We start from the raw sequence: 23,310 nt of genomic DNA on the forward strand, positions 1-23,310 counted from the left end.
GTCAGATCAGTTCCGATGTCATGCGCGAGACGCGCTGGATGTCGCGCAGCGCATGCAGGCCGTCGCGGCGGTACTCGTCGGCCAGCAGGCGCCGGCCCGCATCGCCGCGCTCGGCCCGGCCGGTGGCGTCGGCATCGGCATAGCGTTCGGTGATGTTGGCCTTGGCATAGGCATACACGGCCCGCTCGAAGCGGCTGACCTGGACGCTCACGCCGTTGATGGCAGCCGCCGGCACGCTGGCCAGGGTGGCATGGCCTGCGGCCTGCTGCGCGATGGCCCACTGGTCGAGCTCATCAAGGACATGCGCCAGCGCATCCGTGGCGGCATGCGTGAGGCGCGCGGCGGTCACGACACCATCGATTGCGACGTCGGCGCGCAGCTTCGCCAGGTCAATCGCGGGCCAGAAGCCGCCCGCCGACAGGGTGCCGAGCGGGGCCGGGTCTTCGGGCGGGGTGGTCCGCACGATAGGAGGACCGTTGGCAATCAGAAAGGACATGGTGATGCGTGGCTGGGGTCAATAGGTGGGCGGTGGTCGCCAGGCGTTGCTGCAGGGAATGAACCCTCGCGCGGCCTGGCGAGCCGCCCGGCACTGGGGGTGCTCGGTGGTTGTCAGGTCTTGGCGGCCTTCCCGGTCTTGGCCGCGGCGCGTGCGGGAGGCTTGGCTGGGGTCTTGCGCCGGGCCGCAGCCGTGGCCGGCTGGGTCTCGGCGGCGTCGGGCGCGGTATCGGCCGTGCTGGCCTGGTCGGCAGCGCCCTGAAGCGCGTGGGACGCGGGTGATGCGGGATTGGCCAGCGCGCGCTGTTTGCGCTCGATGCGCTCGATGTCCTTTTTCACGCCGGATTGAGCATCGAGGTGCAGGGCCTGCACCAGCAGGGCCAGCACATCGCCCAGGATCTCGGGCGGCAAGCCGTCCAGCTTTGGATCCTCGGCGGTCTGGACCTTGCCCAGCAGCGCATAGGCCGTAGCCTTCAGGAGCTTGGCGCGTGCCTGGTCGGGGGCGTCCTGGCCGTTGGTGAGGCCGGCAAGGGCCGTCAGGTGTTCGGCCGGGTGTGTTTCGTCGGCCACCAGGGCCGGCTGGCCTTTCTCGTCGGCGCCAGGGCGCAGGGGCTGCCATTGGCCGCGCAGATAGGCGTCGGCGTATTCGTCCAGCAGCACCGCCGCGGCGCCGCGCTGGTACTGGTCGGGCAGCGGCAGCTTGTGCTGCAGCACGTAGGCAGCCATGCGCAGCGCCAGGCCGTAGGCGCCGGCGTCGATGGCCCAGACCATGGTGGTGGTGAACACATCATCCCGCGCGCCCTGGCCCTTGGACAATGCGCCCTCGATCCACGGCAGGTATTCAGGCAGCAGCTGCGCCTTGGTCTGGCGTTTGAGCTGGACGGATTGCAGGGCTTTGAGCGTGCGCTTGTCGGTGGCGAGCTTGGCCAGCATCAGCTGGTAATCGCTGCCCTGCAGCTCGATGCCGAAGGGACTGGCCGCCTGGGCCTTCTCGGCCATGACGCGGGCGCGGTGACGCTGGGCGGGGGTGAGTGCCATGGTGGTGTCTGGTGTGGGTTGCGGAGGCGGGCCGCCCGTCGAAGGGCGGCCCGTGCGGCTTAGGCTTCGACGATCTCGATGTTCTCCACAAGCACCGCCTGGCCAACGTCCTCGATCACGTAGGCGTCATTGCTGGACTGGAAATCCTCGACGCGATCCCGCGCCGGGTTTTCCTTGATGTGGCGGCGGCGGGCGCCTTCCTGCCAGTACACCGACAGGTTGTCGAAGGTGGTAATCAGCATGGCGTTCTCGGGGAAGAACGGCGCCGAGGCTGCTGCCAACCCACCCACGCGCTTCTGGCTGATCACGATGTCGGCCGCCATGGTTTCGCTGGGTGCCTGGTCGGTGTTGACCAACGGGAAATACTTGTCGTGCAGCAGCTGGCTGCCCAACATCACCACAAGATTCGGGTTGTTGCGGTGCCAGGGGTCCAGCAGTTCGCGGGCATCAAAAACCGCAGCATCCAGATTCCGGTAATCGCCTGTCTTGCCGATGAGCAGCTTGCCACCTGCTTTGCCTTCGCCGAGGACGCGTTCGGGCGCTTCTTCACGCAGGTGCTGCAGCCAGCCCTTGTTGACGTCCTGCAGCAGCGGATTTGCATCGATGTCGGTGTCCGCCGCAATCGAGATACCGTTGAAGCCGATGCAGATGCGGTCCAGCGCTTGACGCTGGGCCAGCATCTTGGCCACGCGGATCTGGAAGTCCTTGAATTTGGCCCAGGCGTCGATCTTGGCGTAGTTCAGATGCGTGTCGAAATTGGTTTTCGTGCAGTGGTAGCCGCGTGCGCCCAGCGCAGTCAGGTCGCGCGTCTTGCGTTCCTTGTCCGCGGTGTTGGTGCGGCCAGCGCTGGGGCCCGACAGCGACAGGCCCAGCTTTTCGCCCTGCTGCTCGGTCACGGGGATGACGTTGATCTTGCTCAGGAACTCGCTGGACTCCTGCATCGCCGTTTCCAGCTTCTGCTGGACGCTGGGGATGACGGCAAAGGACTTGTCCGTATCGGCCAGGTCGATGCCGTTGAGTTCGGCCACGCGGGCCATGTAGGTGTTGAAGACGCGGCGGCTGTCGTTGCGCATAGGGGTTTCCTTGTCGGATGGTGGGACGGTGATGGGCGGGGAGTGGGACGGGGCGGTACGGTCAGAAGTCGGCTTGCTGCTGGCCGCCGCCGCCGCTGGCCACGGGACGGCGGCCGGGCTGCTCGGTGTTGTCGAGCTGGGTGTATTGCTTCTGCAGCTTGTCGAGGTCGGCGCGCAACGACTTGATGGAGTTGTCGGTCTTGGCCTGGTGCTTGTTCACCGCGGAGGCGTGTTCGGCGAAGCTGTCGCCCATTTCCTGCATGCCGTCGGCCATTGCGTCGAAGCGGGCGTCGTCGCTTTCCGTCTTGCCCTTGAACTTCGCGAGCGCGCTTTCGATGCGGGCCTTGAACTTGGCCGCCATGCCGGCTTCGGCTTCTTCCTCCATTTCCAGCGTGAAGACTTCGGCCACAGCGAACACATCCTCGGGCTGCTCCTTTCGGGCCTTGAAAGGATTTGCTTCTGGGTGCTTCGCTGCAAATTCCAGCATTTCGGTTCCCAGACTGGCCGGGTTGTCGGTGACGGCCAGGCCAACGAGGTAGGCCTCGCCGAGGTCGGCAAAGCTCGGGCGGACCTCGATGGAGGTGTAGAGCTTCTGCTTGCGCTTGTTCAACTCGACCAGTTCGTCGGTGGCGTCGATCTGGGCCAGAAGCGCGAGCTTCTTCTTGCCGCCGATCTCGACCTCTTCGGTTTTCACGGCCAGCACATCGCCATAGGCCCGGAATTCGCCGCTTGCGCCATAGCCGCGGATGTGCTCCATGTTGACGCGCGCGCCGTAGAGCTTCGGGTCGTAGTGCTTGGCGATTTGCAGCAGCCAGTCGCGGTCGATGGTGCGGCCATCGGAGGTAGCGCCCTCGACAGCGACGCGGAAGAACTTGGATTTTTTGGCCATGGTGGTGTGGACCTCGCAGGTGGATTTGCCGGGTGGTGGCGGTGAAGTCCCATGGTGTCCAGCCGGCCCTGCAGCCTCAAGCAATGGCATGTGTGGCGCGGCTGGGGACGGATGCGAGTGCTGGTTGATCGCGGGTGCAGCCGGAAGACTTGCCGGCATGGCACAAAAGAAGACTTCGGGGCGCGCGCGCGCCCCTGTTGCCGCTGGTGACCCTGCTGCGGTTGCCGCGGCCGAAATGCCGGCCGCCGACTTCGGCGCGCTGGTTGTCGCTCAGGCGCAGGCGCAGAGCACCGCGCACCACGCCGCCGCATTGGTCACGCAATCGCAGCCGCGCACCGTGGCACGCCATCTGTATTGGCAGGGCTGGCGGCCCAAGCTGATCGCCGAGAAGTTAGGTGTTCCAGCCACTACGGTCTACGGCTGGCGGGATGCGGAGGAGTGGGACAAGTTCACGCCGCTGGAGCGCGTGAATGGCGCGCTTGAGTTGCGCATGGTCCAGCTCATCATGAAAGAGGAGAAGTCCGGCGGCGATTTCAAGGAAATCGACCTGCTGGGCCGCCAGCTGGAGCGCACCGCGCGCATCGAGCGCTATCAGGAAACCGGCAAGGAAGGCGACCTCAATCCCGCCATTGCCCGGCGCAATGCCACGCCGAAGCGCAAGCCCAAGCGCAACGAGTTCACGGCCGAGCAGATCGAGCGCCTGGTCGAGCTGTTCCACGAAGGGAACTTCGGCTATCAGAACCGCTGGTTCGAGGCACAGAAGGAGCGCACGCGCATCCTGCTCAAGTCGCGGCAGATCGGGGCAACTTTCTACTTCGCCCGCGAAGCGCTGATTCGCGCGGTGACCGAGGGCCGCAACCAGATTTTCCTGTCGGCATCCAAGGCCCAGGCGCACCAGTTCAAGAACTACATGATCGCGTTTGCGCGCGAGGTGGATGTCGACCTCAGCGGCGACCCGATGGTGCTTTGGAACAACGCCGAATTGCATTTCCTGGGCACCAACGCGAAGACCGCCCAGGGCCGAAGCGGCGACTTCTACTTTGACGAGTTCTTCTGGACCGGGAATTTCAAGGAACTCAACAAGGTGGCCAGCGCCATGGCCACGCACAAGCACTGGCGCAAGACCTATTTTTCGACGCCTTCAGCCAAGAGCCACGAGGCCTATCCCTTCTGGACGGGCGAGGACCGCAACCGCGGCCGGGATAGGTCCAAGCATGTGCAGCTGGATCTCAGCCACAAGGCGCTGGCCGCCGGCATGCGCTGTCTGGATGGCCGCTTCCGCCATATCGTCACCATCGAGGACGCGCTGCGCCAGGGCTGCAACCTGTTCGACCTGGCCGAGCTGCAGGCCGAATATCCCGACGACGAATTCGCCAACCTGTTCATGTGCGATTTCATCGATGACAGCAATTCGATTTTCAGCCTGAAGCTGATGCAGTCGTGCATGGTCGATTCATGGGAAGCATGGGCCAGCGACTTCAAGCCATTGGCGCAGCGTCCCTTCGCCTTGCAGCCGGTCTGGGTCGGGTATGACCCATCCCACACGGGCGACACCGCCGCCTTGGTGGTCATCGCGCCGCCTAAGGTGGCAGGCGGCAAGTTCCGGCTCCTGCACCGCCAGCAGTTCCGCGGCGCGGATTTCGAGGCTCAGTCCGAGTACATCCGCAGCATTACCCAGCAATACAACGTGGCGTTCATGGGCATCGACACCACCGGGCTGGGCCAGGGGGTCTATCAGAACGTCATCAAGTTCTATCCCCAGGCCCGCGCCTACCACTATGACCTGGCGCTCAAGTCGCGCCTGGTGCTCAAGGCGCAGCAGGTCATCACCAAGGGCCGACTGGAAATGGATGCGGACTGTACCGATGTGGCCGCAGCCTTCATGGCCATCAAGAAGGTGCTGACGCCGAGCCAGCGCCACGTGACCTATCAATCCGGCCGTTCGGACGCCATCGGCCACGCCGACCTGGCCTGGGCGGTGATGCACGCACTGGACAACGAAAACCTTGCCGGGGATGTCCTCGGCGGCAATTCTTCTGTGGAGATCTACGAATGACGACGCACGCGCCTCAAGCAACCCATCACACCGCATCTGCCGGCGCCACCCAGCCCGCAGGCCTGGAGGTGTTCACCTTTGGCGAGCCCGAACCCATCAGCCGCCTGCGGCTGCTCGATTACGTCGAGGCCATGTTCAATGGTCGCTGGTATGAGCCGCCTTTCCCGCTGGAAGGGCTGGCCAGCGCTTTCCGCGCGTCGCCGCACCACGGCTCGGCTATCTACCTCAAGCGCAACATCTTGACCGCGGCATTCATTCCGCACCCGCTCCTGTCGCGCGAGACCTTCAAGGCATTTGCGCTCGATTTTCTGGTGTTCGGCAATGGCTATCTGGAAGGGCGGCGCGCCGTCACCGGCCGCACCATGCGTTTCGAGCACGCGCTCAGTCGGTACACACGCAGGGGAAAGGACAACCGCTACTTCTACGTGCCAAGCTGGAACGAAGAGCATGAGTTTCCCGCGCACCAGGTGTTCCACCTGCGCGAGCCGGATATCAACCAGGAGCTTTACGGCCTGCCGGAGTATCTAAGCGCGCTGCAGTCCGCGCTGCTCAACGAATCGGCCACGATGTTCCGCCGCCGCTACTACGAGAACGGCAGCCATGCCGGCTTCATCATGTACCTGTCGGACGGTTCCGTCGGCAATGCGGATGTGGAAACGCTGCGCGAGCAGCTGCGCCGCGCCAAAGGCCCGGGCAACTTCCGCAATCTGTTCGTGCATGCGCCCAACGGCAAGCCGGACGGCCTGAAGCTGATCCCCGTCAGCGAGGTCGCGGCCAAAGACGACTTCAGCGCAATCAAGAATGCCAGCATGGCCGATGTGCTGGCGGCCCACCGGGTCCCGCCCGGGCTGCTGGGCATCATCCCGAACAACACCGGCGGATTCGGCAATGCGAAGGAGGCCCTGGGCGTGTTCATGGAAAACGAGATCGCGCCACTGCAGACGCTTTTCGAGACCCTCAACGACTGGGCCGGTGATGAAGTAGTCCGGTTCGAGCCGTACCAGCCCGGCGGACAGGGCGCGAGCTGACACGCTAGGCCACTGCGGCCACCTTTCAACCTCACCAGGGCGCCCAGGCGCCCTTTTTCACGCCCCGACCACCCCACCCCTGCAGCGTCCGCGCGCGTGGCCCACACGGCCCGATTTCCGGGGCGGATGGGGCTTTTGGCCTCCCCCCCCTAAGCCGTGACCCTTTACCCCGCGGCGCGCCACATCGCCCCCGCCGCGCCTCCGCGCTTCGTGGCGCGCAAATTACGTGCTGGTCGGCATTGCCGATTCCGCGCCAGCCCTGGCTTGGAGATCCGATGGTCTCATTTTTCACGTTATGGGAAATTACGGGAAATTGCTGCTTGCAGGTGTTGGCGCTTCCACATGATCAGCAATGCGGCTGGCGGCCATGTTCAGCTGACGCGCGACTGGCTGGAGCAGCGCTCGCACCGACGACGCGCGGATGGTCTCGTCGCTCGCCGCCGCGAGGATGTCGCACAGCGCATCAACGCTGCCACTCGCTGTTTCCACCTCGTCTCGAACTGCCTGGATCAAACGCATCGCGCCACCTTGGATAGCTGGTTACTGTATTTGCGTACAGTATATATGTACGGACTTGTACTTACAGTTGCAACAAAACATTTTCTTTGAACGATGGCGCTTGGCGGTGCTGCTGATCAGGGTGCGGAGACTGCTATGGTTTTTTGCGCCTACGTTTTTATTTTTTGCGCCAAATTCGCCGGCGCGGCGCTTCCTGATCGGAAATGAAAAAAGCCGTTAAGTCATTGAAACTTAACGGCTTTTTGAAGTGGTGCCCGGGGCCGGAATCGAACCGGCACGCCTTGCGGCGGGGGATTTTGAGTCCCCTGCGTCTACCAATTTCACCACCCGGGCTAGCATTTGCGCAGACGGGAATTATGGCACATTTGAGGCTTATGAAAACGTATTTGACCATCGAGGACGCAATCGGCCAGACGCCGCTGGTTGCGCTGCAACGCATCGGCGCCGAGGACAACAAGGCACGCGGCAACGTGGTGCTGGGCAAGCTGGAGGGCAATAATCCGGCGGGTTCGGTCAAGGACCGTCCGGCGGTGTCGATGATCCGGCGCGCCGAGGAGCGCGGCGAGATCAAGCCGGGCGATACGCTGATCGAGGCCACGTCGGGCAATACCGGCATTGCGCTGGCGATGGCCGCGGCCATCAAGGGCTACCGCATGGTGCTGGTCATGCCCGAGGACCTGTCCGTCGAGCGCGCGCAGACCATGAAGGCCTATGGCGCCGAGCTGGTCCTGACGCCCAAGAGCGGCGGCATGGAATACGCGCGCGACCTGGCCGACCAGATGGTGGTCCAGGGCAAGGGCCGCATCCTCGACCAGTTCGCCAACCCCGACAATCCGCGTTCGCATTATGAAACCACGGGTCCCGAGCTCTGGGAGCAGACCGGTGGCGAGATCACGCACTTCGTGAGCGCGATGGGCACGACCGGCACGATCACCGGCGTGGCGAAGTACCTCAAGGAAAAGAATCCCGCGATCCGCATCATCGGCGCGCAGCCGCATGAAGGCTCGCGCATTCCCGGCATCCGCAAGTGGCCCGAGGAATACATGCCCAAGATCTACGACGCCTCGCTGGTCGACGAGACGGTGTCGGTGAGCCAGGACGATGCCGAAGACCTGTGCCGCCGCCTGGCGCGCGAAGAGGGCATCTTCGCGGGCATCTCGGCGGCCGGCGCCTGCTGGGTCGCGCAGGAGATTGCCAAGCGCGAGACAAATGCGACCATCGTGTTCGTGGTCTGCGATCGCGGCGACCGCTATCTGTCCACCGGCGTGTTCCCGGCCTGACCGGCGCGCGCACGGCGTCTCGGCTGCGCCTGCAGCCTTTGTCTCCAAGGAGCTGCGCATGCAGTATGAAGTCCGGTTTTGCAGCCACTGTGCCGGTGCGCTGCAATGGTTGACGGTGGCCGAAGACAGCGGCGAGGTGCAGCGCCTGCGCTGCGCCAGCTGCGGCTGGACGCACTGGAACAATCCCACGCCGGTGCTGGCGGCCATCGTCGAGCATGAGGGGCGGGTGCTGCTGGCGCGCAACGCGGCCTGGCCCGAGAAGGTGTTCGGCCTGATCACCGGCTTCATGGAGGCCGGCGAGTCGCCCGAGGACGGCATCGCGCGCGAGGTGCTCGAGGAAACGGGGCTGGTCGTGCAGTCGCACCAGCTGATCGGCGCCTATGAATTCCTGCGCATGAACCAGGTGATCATTGCCTACCATGTCGAGGCCACGGGGCAGGTGAAGCTGTCGCCCGAACTGCTCGAGTACCGGCTGGTGGCGCCCGAGAAGGTGCAGTGCTGGCCCGCGGGCACGGGGCAGGCGCTCGCGACCTGGCTGCGCAGCCGCGGCCATGAGCCCGAGTTCATTGATTTCTGGCGCCGGGAAGAGAATCAGCAGCCCGCCTAAAATGCTGCGTTATGGACATCCACAAAGAAATCGACACCCGCGGCCTGAACTGTCCGCTGCCCATCCTCAAGGCCAAGAAGGCGCTGGCGGCGATGGCCAGCGGCGAACTGCTCAAGGTGGTGGCCACGGACACCGGCTCGCTGCGCGACTTCCAGGCCTTTGCGCGCCAGACCGGCAATGAGCTGGTCGAGCAGCAGACGCAGGGCAGCGAGTTCATTCATATCCTGCGTCGGCGCTGAGGGGCTTGAGGGCAGGACGTTCATCCTTCGACAAGCTCAGGACGAACGGTTTAGCGCTCAAGACGAACGGTTGATGCGCTCGGGGCGAACGGTTTAGCGCTCAAGACGAACGGTCGATGCGCTCTCAGGGCTGACGGTCACCGCTTCGCGCCAAGCCTGCCTGTGCCAGCGCTCAGAGCGCGAGCGTCTTCAGATAGGCGCGGAAATCCTCGCCGACCTGTGGGTGCTGCAGCGCCAGCTCCACGGTGGCCTGCAGGAAACCTTCCTTGCTGCCGCAGTCGTAGCGCTTGCCCTGGTACTGGAACGCATACACGGCTTCGTGCGCCATCAGGCGTTCGATGGCGTCGGTGAGCTGGATCTCGCCGCCCACGCCCTGGGGCTGGTTGCGGATCTCGTTGAAGATGCGCGGCGTGAGTACATAGCGGCCGGCCACGCCCATGCGCGAGGGCGCTTTTTCGGGCGCGGGCTTTTCGACGATATGGTCGACGCGCATCAATGCGCCGCCAGCGGCTTCGCCGGCCACGATGCCGTAGCGCCTGACCTGGTCCAGCGGCACTTCCTGCACCGCCAGCAGCGAGCGGCCCTGCTTCTGGAAGGCCTCGGTCATCTGCGCGAGCACCGGCTGGCCGCCCTGCGGGCCGACCATCAGGTCGTCGGCCAGCAGCACCGCAAACGGCTCGTTGCCGACCAGCGGCTCGGCGCACAGCACCGCATGGCCCAGGCCCAGCGAGCGGTGCTGGCGCACGAAGGCGCAGTTCATGTCGTCGGGCTGCGCCGAGCGCACCAGGTCCAGCAGTTCCTGCTTGCCCGCGGCTTCGAGCTCGTTCTCGAGTTCGTAGGCCGTATCGAAATGGTCCTCGATCGCGCGCTTGCTGCGGCCGGTGACGAAGATCATGCTGCGGATGCCGGCAGCGTAGGCTTCCTCGACGGCGTACTGGATCAGCGGCTTGTCGACCACGGGCAGCATTTCCTTGGGCGAGGCCTTGGTGGCCGGCAGGAAGCGCGTGCCCAGGCCGGCCACGGGAAATACGGCTTTGCGCACGACGGTGTTGAGGGGCATGTTTCTTCCTTTGCGGGGACGGATGGGGCAGCGCGCCGGCCGCCGCGGACAGGTCCACGGCGGCGCTGGCATCAGCCCAGGCGGGCCAGTTGGTCGCGCAGGCGGGCCAGCGTGGCGCCGAACTCGGCCACACGCTTCTTTTCCTGGTCGATCACGGCCGGCGGCGCCTTGGCGACGAAGGCCTCGTTGCCGAGCTTGTTGTTGGCCTTGGTGATCTCGCCTTCGATGCGCGCGGCTTCCTTGGCCAGGCGGATCTTTTCGGCCGCCACGTCGATCTCGATGAACAGGCACAGGCGGATGTCGCCGACCACGGCCACGGGCGCGGCCTGCGCCGCCGCGGCCCACGCGGCCTCGTCATCGAACACCTTGACTTCGCTGAGCTTGGCCAGCGACTGCAGCACCGGCGCCACGGTGCGCAGGAAAGCGCTTTCCTCGGCATTGCCGGCGACGGCAAACAGCGGCACGCGCTGGGCCGGCGAGACGTTCATCTCGCCGCGCAGCGTGCGGCAGGCGTCGACCATCGACTTGATGCGCGCCACATGGGCAATCGCGGCTTCGTCGATCTTCTCGGGCTGAGCTTCGGGGTAGCGCGCAATGCTCACCGATTCGCCCGGCAGGCCGGCGACGGGCGCGACCTTCTGCCACAGCTCCTCGGTGACGAACGGAATGATCGGGTGGGCCAGGCGCAGGATGGCTTCGAGCGTGCGGATCAGCGTGCGGCGCGTGGCGCGCTGCTGGGCGGCGTTGCCGTGCTGGATCTGCGTCTTGGCGATTTCAAGGTACCAGTCGCAGAACTCGTTCCAGACGAAGTCATAGAGCGCGTTGGCGACGTTGTCGAGGCGGAAGTCGGCAAATCCCTTCTCGATCTCGGCCTCGACCTTCTGCAGCTGCGAGGTGATCCAGCGGTCGCACTGGCTGAACTCCATGTAGCCCTCGAATTCGCCGCCGCTTTGGCACTGCTCCTTGGTGTGGGCTTGCAGGCCGCAGTCCTGGCCTTCGCAGTTCATCAGCACGAAGCGGCTGGCATTCCAGAGCTTGTTGCAGAAGTTGCGGTAGCCCTCGCAGCGCTTGCTGTCGAAGTTGATCGAGCGGCCCAGCGAGGCCAGCGCCGCGAACGTGAAACGCAGCGCATCGGCGCCGTAGGCGGGAATGCCTTCGGGGAATTCCTTTTGCGTGTTCTTGCGCACCTGGGGTGCGGTCTCGGGCTTGCGCAGGCCGATGGTGCGCTTGTCGAGCAGCGCGTCGAGGCCGATGCCGTCAATCAGGTCGACCGGATCGAGCACGTTGCCTTCGGACTTCGACATCTTCTTGCCCTGCGCGTCGCGCACCAGGCCGTGCATGTACACGTGCCGGAACGGCACGCGGCCCGTGAAGTGCGTGGTCATCATGATCATCCGGGCGACCCAGAAGAAGATGATGTCGTAGCCCGTGACCAGCACCGATGAGGGCAGGTAGAGGTTGAAGTCGTCGTCGGGCGCGTCGGTCTGGTGGGGCCAGCCCATGGTGCTGAACGGCACCAGCGCCGACGAGTACCAGGTGTCGAGCACGTCTTCGTCGCGGCGCAGCTGCTTGCCCGGGGCCTTGGCCTGGGCTTCGGCTTCGTCGCGCGCGACGATGACGTTGCCGTCTTCGTCATACCAGGCGGGGATCTGGTGGCCCCACCAGAGCTGGCGCGAGATGCACCAGTCCTGGATGTTGTTCATCCACTGGTTGTAGGTGTTGACCCAGTTCTCGGGCACGAACTTGACCTCGCCCGAGGCCACGGCATCGATGGCCTTCTGCGTGATCGACTTGCCCGTGGGGTCGCCTTCGCCGACCTTGGTCATGGCCACGAACCACTGGTCGGTGAGCATGGGCTCGACGACCTGGCCGGTGCGCGTGCAGATCGGCACCATCAGCTTGTGCTTCTTGGTCTCGACCAGCAGGCCCAGCGCGTCGAGATCGGCCACGATGGCCTTGCGCGCCACGAAGCGGTCCATGCCGCGGTACTTCTCGGGCGCCTCGTCGCTCACGGTGGCCTGCAGCGTCAGCACGACGATCATCGGCAGGCCATGGCGCTGGCCGACCTGGTAGTCGTTGGGGTCGTGCGCGGGCGTGACCTTGACCACGCCGGTGCCGAATTCCTTGTCGACATAGCTGTCGGCAATGACCGGAATCTCGCGGCCGACCAGCGGCAGCGTCACGGTCTTGCCAATCAGGTGCACATAGCGTTCATCCTCGGGGTGGACCATGACAGCCACGTCGCCAAGCATGGTCTCGGGGCGCGTGGTGGCCACCACCAGCTGGCCCGAGCCGTCGCTCAGCGGATAGGCGATGTGCCACAGCGAGCCGTCCTTTTCCTCGCTTTCGACCTCGAGGTCGGAGACCGCGGATTGCAGCTTGGGATCCCAGTTCACGAGGCGCTTGCCGCGGTAGATCAGGCCCTGCTCGTAGAGGCGCACGAAGGTCTCGTTGACCACGGTGGACAGTTTCGGGTCCATCGTGAAGTACTCGCGCTCCCAGTCGACGCTCGCGCCCATTCGGCGCATCTGCGTGGTGATGGTGTTGCCCGACTGTTCCTTCCACTCCCAGACCTTGCTGACGAAGTTCTTGCGCGCTTCGGGGGGCGTCGCGCCCATGTCGTGGCGGCTGATGCCCTGCTCCTGCAGCTGGCGCTCGACGACGATCTGCGTGGCGATGCCCGCATGGTCGGTGCCCGGCACCCAGGCGGTGTTGAAGCCCTTCATGCGGTGGTAGCGCGTGAGGGAATCCATGATCGTCTGATTGAACGCATGGCCCATGTGCAGCGTGCCGGTGACGTTGGGCGGCGGCAGCTGGATCGAGAACGAGGGCTGCGACGCATCGGGCCGGCCCGTGCCGCGCACGCCGCCCGCGCCATAGCCGCGCTTTTCCCACTCGGGGCCCCAGTGGGCTTCGAGGGCCGCGGGTTCAAAGGATTTGGAGAGGCTGTCGAGGCCCGGCTGTGCAATGGTGTCGCTCATGGAGGGGGGGGTGCCAATGCAAACGGCATCCGCCAGTACAGGAGGATGCCGTCCGCAGGGGTTGTAGATGACGGATTGCCGCTGATTTTACCGACCCTGCTGGCGGGTGGGGGCACTGGGCGCAATATCCGCGGGTGATGCCGTCAGGCGTTGCGCTCAGGCCTTGGTCTTGCCAGGCGCGAATTCCGGCCGGTCATTGCTTTGCGGCTTGAGGGTTTCGCCGGTTTTCCCGTCGGCGCGCTCGCGGCGCCACTGCTGTTTGCGTGCGGTCCATTCGGCCAGGCGCGCGTGGGCCGTGGTGCTGTCCTTCTCCATCTGCACTGCGTCGGCCAGCTGGGCCGACAGTTCGAGGCGGATGCCGTTCGGGTCGAAGAAATAGATGCTCTTGAAGATGTGGTGGTCGGTCACGCCCAGCACCTCGATGCCATGCGCCTGCAGTCGCAGCTTGGTGTTCTCCAGTTCCTCGACGGTGTTGACGCGAAATGCAATGTGGTTGACCCAGGCGGGCGTGTTCGGCGAAGGCGCTGCCGCGACGTCGTCGCCCAGGTCGAAGAACGCAATAAACGAGCCGTCCTGCAGGCGGAAGAAGAAGTGCGTGTAGGGGCAATATTCACCCGTGCTGGGCACATAGTCGCTCTGGATGATGTGGTAGAGCGGCAGGCCCAGGATGTCTTCGTAGAAGTGGCGCGTTTCCTCGGCATCGCGCGCCTTGTAGGCGAAATGGTGCAATTGCTGGACCGGTGCGGCAGGGGGCAGCGCGTCAAGGGGAGGAAAGGCAGCCATGGATGTCTCCTGGAAAAATTTCCTCCATATTAAATCAATTTACCTAAACGTAATTGCGCAGGAAGTTTCATGCCAGCGCTACCGGCGCAAAAAAAGCCGGTGCCTCTTGCGAAGCACCGGCCCTCTGGCTGCCCGCAGGCGGCTTGGATTACTGTTTCACGGCCTCGATCTGCAGCACCAGGCGCACTTGCTTGGAGGCGCCGAAGTTCACGCCGTAGTCCACGCCGAAGGCGGTACGGTCGATCGTGGCTTCGAAGTCGCCGCCGCAGACTTCGCGCTTTTGCAGCATCGGGCTGGGGTAGCAGTTGAACTTGTTGGCCTTGAAGGTCACGGGCTGGGTCTTGTCGAGCAGCGTCAGCTGGCCCGTGACTTCCTTGAGCTTGTCGCCGTCGAACACGAACTTGTCCGAGACGAACTTGGCGGTCGGGAACTTGGCGACATTGAAGATGTCGGCACTTTGCAGGTGCTTGTCGAAGTTGGGCGTGCCCGAGTTCACGGAAGTCATGTCCAGCGTCACTTCGACCTTGCCGGCCTTGGCCTCGCGGTCGAACTCGACCGTGCCCTGCTTCTTGTCGAAACGCGCGCGGTTGGTGGTCGTGCCCATGTGGTCGATCTCGAAGGTCGCAAAGGTGTGCGTCGGATCGATGGCATAGGTCGCGGGCGCGGCCTGGACAGCGGTGGCAAACAGGCCGGCGGCGGCAAGTGCAAACAGCGAAGTGCGCATGGAAAAACTCCTGAAGGGGAAAAGGGTTGCGTGACAGGGAAGGCCGGCTTGCGGCGCGCCGCCGGCCGGGAAGGGAATCAGAGCTTGCCGACGCCCGTCAGGGCGAGCTTGAAGCTGACTTGCACATCATCGGCGACCATCGAGGTATCGGTCCAGTCGCCTTCGCCGATCTTGAATGCCAGACGCTTGATTGGCAGCGTGCCCGCGGCCACCGTGGTGGCGCCGGTTTGCGTCAGCGTCACGGGAACGCTCACGTTCTGCGACTGGCCCTTGATGCTCAGCTTGCCGTCGACCTGGTACTTGCCGCCGCCCAGGGCCTTGACGGCCGTGGACTCGAAGCGCGCCTGCGGGAAGGCCGGGACATTGAACCAGGTGGGCTTGGGCAGTTCGGCGTCGGTTTCCTTCGAGCCCATGGTGGCGCTGCCGGTGTTGACGGTGAACTGGATCTTGCTGGCTTCGGGCTTGGCGGTGTCGAACTGGACGTTGGCATCGAACTGCTTGAACTGGCCCTGCAGCGGCACCCCCATCTGCTTGATGGTGAAGCCCACCGAGCTTTGTGCAGGCACGAGCTTTTGCTGTGCGAACGCGGCGGGTGCCAGCACGCTGCCGGCCAGGACGATGGAGGAAACCAGGGTACGCATGGTCATGAAAGACTCCGAAAAGCAGAGGTTCTGAGAGGCGGGAAAGGGATCAGCGCTGGCCGGGCAGCATGCGCAGCAGCAGCCCGTCGCGGTCGATGAACTGGTGCTTGAGCGCCGCGGCGACGTGCAGCACGATCAGCGCTGCCAACGCATAGGCGCTCCACTGGTGCAGCGGCTTGATCATCTCGGCGAGCTCCGGGCTGGGCGAGACGAAATCGGGCAGCGGCAACATGCCCAGGAAGACGATGGGGAAGCCCGCAGCCGAGCTGTAGGCCCAGCCCAGCAGCGGCACGGCAAAGAACAGGGCATAGAGCGCAAGGTGCGTGCCGTGGTGCGCCAGATGCTGCCACGCGGGCATGGCCGCCTGCATCGCGGCCGGCAGCGCCGGCGGCTTGTTCGCGAAGCGCCAGCCCAGGCGCACCACGCTCAGCACCAGGATCGAAACGCCCAGCCATTTGTGCCAGTTGTAGAGCTTGAGCCGCAGCGGCGAGAACGACAGGCTGACCATGTACAGGCCCAGGCCGATGGCGCCGATCAGCGCGATGGCCAGCACCCAGTGCAGCAGCTTGGCAGTGGCGGTATAGCGCGTGGGCGCGGAGGAAACGGCGGTGTTGGAAGACATGGGAGAGGCGGGCGCTGGTTGTGTCCGTCACATGCCGGGTGGCATGCATTTTCCCAGTATAGGAAGCGTTCGGTTGAAAAGAGTTCAGTGAGTTTGATGGCTGAATTCAAAAAAGATGAAGTCAGCACCGGCTCTGCAGAAAACTCCGGGCGCCGCGCGCCGTTCATTGCGCCAGCGCGGCTTGCTTCCACGCTGCTGCCGCGGCTTCGCTGTCGCCGCGGTGTTCGGCCATGCGCGCGAGCTGCTGCCAGGCGTGCACGCGCAGCGGGCCTGCGGGCAGCTGCGGGGCGCTCTGGCTGAGCAGCTGGTGCGCCTTGCCCCACAGCTGGCGCTGCACGCAGGCCATGCCGGCGAGGTACTGCAGCCGCGGCTCGCGCGGGTTGGCGCGGCTGGCGGCCTCGATGCGCGCCAGCCACTGGCTGTCGAGGCCGTCAAGGCAGTCTTGCAGGGCCAGCACCAGGGTCTGCATCTGGCCGTCGTTCAAGCCGTCGAGGCGCGCGGTCGCATATTCCCATACCGGCAGCAGCCAGGCGCGTGCCTGCGAGCGGTCGCCGCCCAGGCGCACCAACTGGCGCGCGGCGGGAATGGCGATCTCGGGCATGGCACGTTCCTCGGGATCGAGGTCCAGCCAGAACTGCTGCAGGTGGGCGGTGTCGCGTGTTTCGTGGAGCAGCTCCAGCAGCAAGCCGCGCACGATGCTGGCCGAGGCCGCGGGCGAGAACGCGCGGTGCTTGGCCAGCATGCGCGCGGTTTCAAGCGCGGGTGCGGTGTGGCGCGCGAGGCGCGCCGCCTTGAGCTTGATGCGCAGCGCCAGCGTGCGCCGGGCCGCGCCCTGGGGCAGCGCCGCCAGGCGTTCGAGCGCCAGCAGCGCGTCGCGGTCGTCAAGCGCCCAGCGCGCCGAGCGCATCTGCGCGCCTTCGCGCGTTTCCTGCTCGACGGCCGAGCCATCGAGCGGCGCGCATTCCAGCACCTGCGCCAGATGGATCTCGCGCTGCGGTGTGTCTTGCAGCGCATGCGAGCCTTCGGCCGCGACCATGTGCGCCGTGGCGCGCAGATGCCGGCCGTGGGGCACGTCGGGCAGCGATTCCTGCAGCGACAGCGCGGCCAGCGCCGACTTGCGCGCGCGCAGGAAGCGCCCGGCCTGCAGGTGCGACAGCGCGTCGAGCAGCGCATGGTGCATGGCGCGCTCCTTTTGCTGCTCGCGCCAGCGCCGCGCCTGGCGCGGCAGCTGGGTCAGCACCGACAGACCGCGCAGCGCCGCATGGCACAGCACGAAGGCCGCGAACAGCAGCAGCAGCACCATGTTCAGCGACAGGTCGATGCGATACGGCGGCCAGAACAGCGTGACCGTGCCCTGGTTGTTGCCGACGAACAGGGCCACCGCCACGGCGATGCCAAACAATCCAATGAACCACAGTGCAGCGCGCATGTCGTTTCCTCAGCGTCCGGCGGCGGCTGTTGCGAGCGCCGCGAGGGTTTCATCCAGCGAGGGTTGCTCATGGCTCTTCAGGTTCAGCTGCATTTGCTGCAGCTGCGCCTGCGCGTTGCGCGTGCGGCGCGATGCGGGGTCGAAATACCGGGTCAAGGCCTGGTTGGCGGCCGCGAGGTCGTTGCGCGCGGCGTCGTACTGGCGCGCGAGCACACCCAGGCGGGCATTGAGCAGCGTCAGCTTGAGGTTCTCGCGCAGGAAGAAGCCCTGGTCGGGCGACAGCAGCACGGCTTCGGGCTGGTCGATGCGGCTCACGCGCACCAGATCGTAGATTTCCGCGCGCACCACGTTCCAGCCGCGCGTGCCCCAATCCTGCCACCAGGCCCAGTCGCCGGGCGACAGCGCTGGATCCTGTGCGGGCGCGGCCATGGCCGCGGGCGTGGCGCCGCGCACGGCGTTGGGCTTGGCGACGGCGTTGGCCAGCGTCAGGTCGTCAACGCCGCGCAGCAGGTCGTCGAGCCGTGCCAGCAGGCCGGCAGTGTCGGTGACTTCGAGGCGCGCCAGCGCTTCGAGGTCGCGTTCGATGGCGCGCTGCACCGGCGTGAGCCGCGGCTGGGCCGCGCGCTCGATGCGCTGGGCCGCGCTGCGCAGCGTGGCCACCAGCGGCTCGAGGCTGCCCGTGAGCTGCGACTGCTGCTGGGCCATGCGCACGGCGCTGTCGATGTCGACCATCAGCGTGTCGTCGCGCGTGCGCGACAGGCTCTGCACCAGTTCCTCGAGCTGGCTGCGCTGCAACGCCACTTCGCCGACGCGGGCTTCCATGACCGAGATGCGCGCCGCGCTGTCGCGGGCCAGGTCCTGCGCGTCGCGCGCCATGGTGCGCGCCTCGATGGCCTGGCTGCCGGAGTCGGCGCTCTGGCGCGCGAGCTGCTCCTGGATGCTGCTCATGCGCTGCCACAGCATGCCGCTGCCCACCAGCGCCACCACGGCCACCGTACCCACGAGGTACATGGCCAGGGACGAGGCAGGGCGCGTCGGTGCCGGCGCGGATGCGGCAGGGCCCTGGGCCGCGTGCGGCAAAGGGGCAGACTGGTCGTGGACGGCGTCAGTGCTCATGTGCTGATTCTATCGAGGCCGCCACGTCACTCAGTGAAGGACGGCATTCCTGGATATGGCCAAAGCCCGCCTGTTGCGCGGCGGCGGCAATGCGCGGATGGGTGACCAGTGCGCGCGCCTGGCGCCAGTCGGTGCCGGGCAGTGCGCGCTGCAGATTGGAAATGGCTTCGGAACTGCTGAACAGCCATAGCGTGCCATCGTGCGCCGCGGCCTGCGCCAAGGCTTGCGCCGGCGCCGACAAGCGCGGCGCGCGGCGCTGGTAGACGGCGACGAAATCCAGCGCGGCGCCGGCCTGGCGTACCTGCTCGCCCAGCCATTCGCGGCCCTGGCCGGCGATGGCGGCGGCGCCCGCCGAATCGCCCTGGCTGCCGCGCACGATCAGCACGCGGTCGCCGGGCTGGAGTTGCGCGCGCACCACGGGCCACAGCGCTTCGGAGTCGAATTGCGCAGCATCGGCCGGCGGACTGTCGATCTGCGCCGCGGGCACGCCTGCGGCCTGCAGCGCGCGCACCGTGCCCGGACCGGGCGACCAGGCGCGCGTGCCGGGCGCAAGCCGTGCGCCCGACGCGAAGAAATACTGCACTGCATTGCCGCTGACGAACATCACGGCGCGGTAACGGCCGGGCGTGGCGCAGTCGCGCTGCACCTGGGCCAGCTGCCCGGCGTGCAAGCCGGCGATCTCGATCAGCGGCAGTGCGCTGGCGGCAATGCCGCGCGCTTGCAACTGCTGCACCCAGTGCTGCGCATCGGGCGCAGGGCGGGTGACCAGGACCGGGGTGGGCGGCAGGGCGCTGCGCACGCGGCTCAGGAGTGTCCCGCCGTGGCCGTGCGCGCGCCCGACGCGCGCAGCTGCGCCGCCACGGCCTCGCCCAGCGCCTCGGCCTCGGCCAGCGTGGCGACCTTGGCATGGTCGTCGACCTGGACCAGCGCGAGCTGCCCGTCGAGGTCGCCCCAGGCCGCCTGCAGATGCAGCTCGTCGCCATGCCACACGCCATGCGCGGCCAGCGGCATCGAGCAGCTGCCGCCCATGCTGCGGCTCACCGCGCGTTCGGCGGCGACCACGAGCCAGGTGGGTTGATGCACCAGCGGCGCGAGCGCGGCAATCAGGTCGGTGCGGTCGGCGCGCACTTCGATGCCCAAAGCGCCCTGGCCGGCTGCAGGCAGCATGTCCTCGGTCTCGAACGCGCAGCGGATACGTTCGTCCAGACCCAGGCGCTTGAGGCCCGCGGCGGCCAGCACGATGGCGTCGTAATGGCCTTCGTCGAGCTTGCGCAGGCGCGTGTCGAGGTTGCCGCGCAGCGGGGCGATCTTCAGGTCGGGACGCTGGGCCTGCAGCAGCACCTGGCGGCGCAGGCTCGAGGTGCCAACGGTCGCGCCCCGGGGCAGGTCGGCCAGCGTGGCGTAGTGCGGCGAGACGAACGCATCGCGCGGGTCCTCGCGCTCCATCACGCAGGCCAGCACGAAGCCTTCGGGCAGCTCCATCGGCACGTCCTTGAGCGAATGCACGGCAATGTGGGCGCGGCCTTCCTCGAGCGCGACTTCGAGTTCCTTGACGAACAGGCCCTTGCCGCCGACCTTGGACAGCGAGCGGTCGAGGATCTGGTCGCCCTTGGTGGTCATGCCCAGCAGTTCCACCGCATGGCCCAGGCGCTGCAGCCGGGCCTGCACATGTTCGGCCTGCCACAGGGCCAGGCGGCTTTCGCGCGTGGCAATGACGATGGGGGAAGCGGGGGAAGTAGCGGTATTCATGGCGTCAACGGAAGCGGCCTCGGGGCAACGGGGAATGCTAGCATGGTGCGCTGCACTCGTACCGGCTCAGGAAATATCCGCATGAACCAAGCTTCGCGCAAGAATGATGAACCGTTTGCCGCCAGGAACGGCCGCAAGACCGACAAGGATCTGCCGCTGATCGAGGACATCCGCCTGCTCGGCCGGATCCTGGGCGACGTGATCCGCGAACAGGACGGCGTCGCGGCCTATGAACTGGTCGAGCAGATCCGCCAGCTGTCGGTGGCCTTTCGCCGCGACGACGACCACGATGCCGACCGCCAGCTGAAGAAGCTGCTCAAGAGCCTGAGCGCCGACCAGACGGTGAGCGTGATCCGCGCCTTCACCTATTTCAGCCACCTCGCCAACCTGGCCGAGGACCGCCACCACATCCGCCGGCGCGCGCTGCACGAGCGCGCCGGCAACACCCAGGAGGGCAGCATCGGCGTGGCGCTCGCGCGCCTGCGCTGGGCCGGCATCGCGCCCGGCGCGATTGCCCAGACGCTGTCCGAGAGCTATGTCGCGCCGGTGCTCACCGCGCACCCGACCGAAGTGCAGCGCCACAGCATTCTGTCGGCCGAGCGCGACATCGCCCAGCTGCTGGCCACGCGCGACGACATCAGCGAGCGCGCCCAGCTCTACAACAGCGCGCGCGACACGCTCACGCCGCGCGCGCTGGAGGACAACGAGGCCCAGCTGCGCGCACGCGTCGCCCAGCTCTGGCAGACGCGGCTGCTGCGCCACACCAAGCTCACCGTGGCCGACGAGATCGAGAACGCGCTGACCTATTACGAGGCCACCTTCCTGCGCGAGATTCCCAAGCTCTATGCCGAACTCGAGCAGGAACTGGGCGATCTGCCGGTGGCCAGCTTCCTGCGCATGGGGCAGTGGATCGGCGGCGACCGCGACGGCAACCCGAACGTCACCGCCGACAGCCTGCAGCTCGCGCTGCGGCGCCAGGCCGAAGTCGCGCTGCGCCACTACCTGACCGAGGTGCATTACCTGGGCGGCGAGTTGTCGCTGTCGGCGCACCTGGTGCGGCTCACGCCCGAGATGCAGGCGCTGGCCGAGCGCTCGCCCGACACCAACGAACACCGGCGCGACGAACCCTACCGGCGCGCGCTGACCGGCATGTACGCGCGCCTGGCCGCGAGCCTCAAGACGCTGACCGGCGGCGAGGCCGCGCGGCATGCGGTGGCGCCACAAAACGGCTACGCCACGGCCGAGGAATTTCTTGCCGACCTGCAGACCATCGACCGCTCGCTGCGCAGCCACCACGGCGGGCCGCTGGCGGCGCAGCGCCTGCGGCCGCTGATCCGCGCGGTGCAGGTGTTTGGTTTCCACCTCGCGACGGTGGACCTGCGCCAGAGCTCCGACCAGCATGAATCGGTGGTTGCCGAGCTGCTCGCCACGGCGCGGCTCGAACCCGACTACGCGCGCCTGTCCGAGCGCGCCAAGCAGGCGCTGCTGGTGCGGCTGCTCGAAGACGCGCGCCCGCTGCGCGTGGTCGGCGCGCAGTATTCGGCGCACACCGAGGGCGAACTGGCGATCTTCGAGACCGCGCGGCGCATGCGCGAAACCTACGGCGCCGAGGCCATACGCCACTACATCATCAGCCACACCGAAACCGTCAGCGACCTGCTCGAAGCGCTGCTGCTGCAAAAGGAGGTGGGCCTGATGCGCGGAACGCTCGACAGCGACGGCCGCTCGGCGCTGATCGTGGTGCCGCTGTTCGAGACCATCGAGGACCTGCGCAATGCCGCGCCCATCATGCGGGCCTACTACCAGCTGCCCGGCGTCGCGGCGCTGGTGCAGCGCTCGGGCGCCGAGCAGGACATCATGCTCGGCTACAGCGACAGCAACAAGGATGGCGGCATCTTCACCAGCAACTGGGAGCTGTACCGCGCCGAGATCGCGCTGGTCGAGCTGTTCGACGAGCTGGCCGCCAGCCACGGCATCCGGCTGCGCATGTTCCACGGCCGCGGCGGCACCGTGGGACGCGGCGGCGGGCCGAGCTACCAGGCGATCCTGGCCCAGCCGCCGGGCACGGTGCGCGGCCAGATCCGCCTGACCGAGCAGGGCGAGGTCATTGCCTCGAAGTACGCCAATCCCGAGATCGGCCGGCGCAACCTCGAGACACTGGTCGCGGCGACGCTCGAAGCCACGCTGCTGCAGCCGACCAAGTCCGCGACGCCGGCGTTTCTCGCCGCCGCGGCGCGCCTGTCCGAAGCCAGCATGGCGGCCTACCGCGCGCTGGTCTACGAGACCCCGGGCTTCACTTCCTATTTCTTCGGCAGCACGCCGATCCGCGAGATCGCCGAACTCAACATCGGCTCGCGCCCGGCCTCGCGCAAGCCCTCGCAGAAGATCGAGGACCTGCGCGCGATTCCCTGGGGCTTCAGCTGGGGCCAGTGCCGGCTCACGCTGCCGGGCTGGTATGGCTTCGGCGCGGCGGTGCAGGACTTCCTGCAGCAGCCGGGCAAGGACGAGAAGGCGCAGATGGCGCTGCTGCAGCGCATGTACCGGCAATGGCCGTTCTTTCGCACGCTGCTGTCGAACATGGACATGGTGCTGGCCAAGAGCGACCTGGCGCTGGCCTCGCGCTACAGCGAGCTGGTCAGCGACACGCGCGTGCGCCGGCGCATCTTCGACGCCATCGAGGCCGAGTGGCAGCGCACCGCGCAGGCATTGGCGCAGATCACCGGCGACGCCGAACGCCTGGCGCACAACGCCGCGCTGGCGCGCTCCATCCGCCACCGCTTTCCGTATATCGATCCGCTGCACCACCTGCAGGTCGAACTGGTGCGGCGCTGGCGCGCGGGGCAGGGCGACGACCGTGTGCAGACCGGCATCCACATCTCCATCAACGGCATTGCCGCGGGTCTGCGTAACACCGGCTGAGCGCCGCGGCCGGCGCGAAGCTTGCTAGCAGGTGGTAGGTAGGGGATCGAAAGGATGACGGT

Annotated in this window: 21 protein-coding genes and 1 tRNA gene; 6 read left to right on the top strand and 16 right to left on the bottom strand. The window is 66.5% G+C overall.

The annotated features are described in order from the left end of the window. Nucleotide 1: 1 nt before the first annotated feature. From HUK68_RS05435 to HUK68_RS05450, 4 genes are all read right to left on the bottom strand, one after another. Nucleotides 2-496 (bottom strand): head completion/stabilization protein, encoded by a 495-nt coding sequence (locus tag HUK68_RS05435; protein WP_175503274.1) that lies wholly within the window; start codon nt 494-496, stop codon nt 2-4. Nucleotides 497-609: 113 nt separating this feature from the next. After that, nucleotides 610-1,533, bottom strand: coding sequence for a phage terminase small subunit (gpM, locus tag HUK68_RS05440; protein WP_208458681.1), 924 nt, complete (start codon nt 1,531-1,533; stop codon nt 610-612). Between the two features lie 59 nt (nt 1,534-1,592). Beyond that, nucleotides 1,593-2,606 carry a phage major capsid protein, P2 family gene (locus HUK68_RS05445; protein ID WP_175503275.1) on the bottom strand — a complete coding sequence of 338 codons (1,014 nt, stop codon included), beginning with the start codon at nt 2,604-2,606 and terminating at the stop codon, nt 1,593-1,595. Nucleotides 2,607-2,667: 61 nt separating this feature from the next. Further along, nucleotides 2,668-3,495 (bottom strand): GPO family capsid scaffolding protein, encoded by an 828-nt coding sequence (locus tag HUK68_RS05450; RefSeq protein WP_175503276.1) that lies wholly within the window; start codon nt 3,493-3,495, stop codon nt 2,668-2,670. 157 nt (nt 3,496-3,652) lie between these two features. On the opposite strand from HUK68_RS05450, the gene HUK68_RS05455 reads away from it, so the two are divergent. Further along, nucleotides 3,653-5,551: a terminase large subunit domain-containing protein gene (locus HUK68_RS05455; RefSeq protein ID WP_208458682.1), complete on the top strand. Its 1,899-nt coding sequence runs from the start codon at nt 3,653-3,655 to the stop codon at nt 5,549-5,551. Continuing rightward, nucleotides 5,548-6,579, top strand: a complete 1,032-nt coding sequence (locus tag HUK68_RS05460; RefSeq protein WP_175503277.1) for a phage portal protein — start codon at nt 5,548-5,550, stop codon at nt 6,577-6,579. Before HUK68_RS05455 ends, HUK68_RS05460 begins: the two co-directional genes overlap by 4 nt. Nucleotides 6,580-6,882: 303 nt before the next feature. On the opposite strand, the gene HUK68_RS05465 is transcribed toward HUK68_RS05460, so the two are convergent. Together HUK68_RS05465 and HUK68_RS05470 are read right to left on the bottom strand one after the other, a co-directional pair. Continuing rightward, nucleotides 6,883-7,098 carry a hypothetical protein gene (locus HUK68_RS05465; RefSeq protein WP_175503278.1) on the bottom strand — a complete coding sequence of 72 codons (216 nt, stop codon included), beginning with the start codon at nt 7,096-7,098 and terminating at the stop codon, nt 6,883-6,885. Between the two features lie 248 nt (nt 7,099-7,346). Next, nucleotides 7,347-7,431: transfer RNA gene (locus HUK68_RS05470), tRNA-Leu, on the bottom strand. A 41-nt stretch (nt 7,432-7,472) separates the two neighbouring features. Between HUK68_RS05470 and cysM the strand changes: the two genes are divergently transcribed. The 3 genes from cysM to HUK68_RS05485 are packed head-to-tail and all read left to right on the top strand — an operon-like array spanning nt 7,473 to nt 9,224. Next, the gene (cysM, locus tag HUK68_RS05475; protein WP_175503279.1) at nt 7,473-8,378 is read left to right on the top strand and encodes a cysteine synthase CysM; all 906 of its coding nucleotides are present in this window, start codon (nt 7,473-7,475) and stop codon (nt 8,376-8,378) included. A gap of 58 nt (nt 8,379-8,436) precedes the next feature. Then, nucleotides 8,437-8,985, top strand: coding sequence for an NUDIX hydrolase (locus HUK68_RS05480; protein ID WP_175503280.1), 549 nt, complete (start codon nt 8,437-8,439; stop codon nt 8,983-8,985). Nucleotides 8,986-8,996: 11 nt separating this feature from the next. Next, nucleotides 8,997-9,224, top strand: a complete 228-nt coding sequence (locus HUK68_RS05485) for a sulfurtransferase TusA family protein (protein WP_175503281.1) — start codon at nt 8,997-8,999, stop codon at nt 9,222-9,224. A 172-nt stretch (nt 9,225-9,396) separates the two neighbouring features. On the opposite strand, the gene galU is transcribed toward HUK68_RS05485, so the two are convergent. The 10 genes from galU to hemC all read right to left on the bottom strand — a co-directional run bounded on the left by galU (nt 9,397) and on the right by hemC (nt 20,329). Further along, entirely contained in the window at nt 9,397-10,284 is an 888-nt protein-coding gene (galU, locus tag HUK68_RS05490) for a UTP--glucose-1-phosphate uridylyltransferase GalU (protein ID WP_175503282.1), read from the bottom strand. 71 nt (nt 10,285-10,355) lie between these two features. Beyond that, nucleotides 10,356-13,265, bottom strand: a complete 2,910-nt coding sequence (locus HUK68_RS05495) for a valine--tRNA ligase (RefSeq protein WP_175503283.1) — start codon at nt 13,263-13,265, stop codon at nt 10,356-10,358. Between the two features lie 156 nt (nt 13,266-13,421). Continuing rightward, nucleotides 13,422-14,048, bottom strand: a complete 627-nt coding sequence (locus HUK68_RS05500) for a VOC family protein (protein WP_175503284.1) — start codon at nt 14,046-14,048, stop codon at nt 13,422-13,424. Between the two features lie 148 nt (nt 14,049-14,196). Continuing rightward, on the bottom strand, nt 14,197-14,772 hold the full coding sequence (locus HUK68_RS05505; protein WP_175503285.1) for a YceI family protein: 576 nt from the start codon (nt 14,770-14,772) through the stop codon (nt 14,197-14,199). Between the two features lie 77 nt (nt 14,773-14,849). Next, entirely contained in the window at nt 14,850-15,413 is a 564-nt protein-coding gene (locus tag HUK68_RS05510) for a YceI family protein (protein WP_390887721.1), read from the bottom strand. 49 nt (nt 15,414-15,462) lie between these two features. Further along, nucleotides 15,463-16,035 carry a cytochrome b gene (locus HUK68_RS05515; protein ID WP_175503287.1) on the bottom strand — a complete coding sequence of 191 codons (573 nt, stop codon included), beginning with the start codon at nt 16,033-16,035 and terminating at the stop codon, nt 15,463-15,465. 163 nt (nt 16,036-16,198) lie between these two features. Beyond that, nucleotides 16,199-17,464, bottom strand: coding sequence for a heme biosynthesis HemY N-terminal domain-containing protein (locus HUK68_RS05520; RefSeq protein ID WP_175503288.1), 1,266 nt, complete (start codon nt 17,462-17,464; stop codon nt 16,199-16,201). A 9-nt stretch (nt 17,465-17,473) separates the two neighbouring features. Beyond that, entirely contained in the window at nt 17,474-18,580 is a 1,107-nt protein-coding gene (locus HUK68_RS05525; protein ID WP_175503289.1) for a uroporphyrinogen-III C-methyltransferase, read from the bottom strand. Next, entirely contained in the window at nt 18,570-19,379 is an 810-nt protein-coding gene (locus HUK68_RS05530; RefSeq protein WP_244146262.1) for a uroporphyrinogen-III synthase, read from the bottom strand. The genes HUK68_RS05525 and HUK68_RS05530 overlap by 11 nt, the downstream gene beginning before the upstream one ends. A gap of 5 nt (nt 19,380-19,384) precedes the next feature. Beyond that, nucleotides 19,385-20,329 (bottom strand): hydroxymethylbilane synthase, encoded by a 945-nt coding sequence (gene hemC / locus HUK68_RS05535; protein WP_175503290.1) that lies wholly within the window; start codon nt 20,327-20,329, stop codon nt 19,385-19,387. Nucleotides 20,330-20,410: 81 nt separating this feature from the next. Here hemC and ppc point away from each other — a divergent pair, with 81 nt between their 5' ends. After that, the gene (gene ppc, locus HUK68_RS05540; RefSeq protein ID WP_175503291.1) at nt 20,411-23,248 is read left to right on the top strand and encodes a phosphoenolpyruvate carboxylase; all 2,838 of its coding nucleotides are present in this window, start codon (nt 20,411-20,413) and stop codon (nt 23,246-23,248) included. The last annotated feature ends 62 nt before the right edge of the window (nt 23,249-23,310 follow it).

Source organism: Comamonas antarctica (assembly GCF_013363755.1).
GTDB classification, from domain to species: domain Bacteria; phylum Pseudomonadota; class Gammaproteobacteria; order Burkholderiales; family Burkholderiaceae_C; genus Comamonas; species Comamonas antarctica.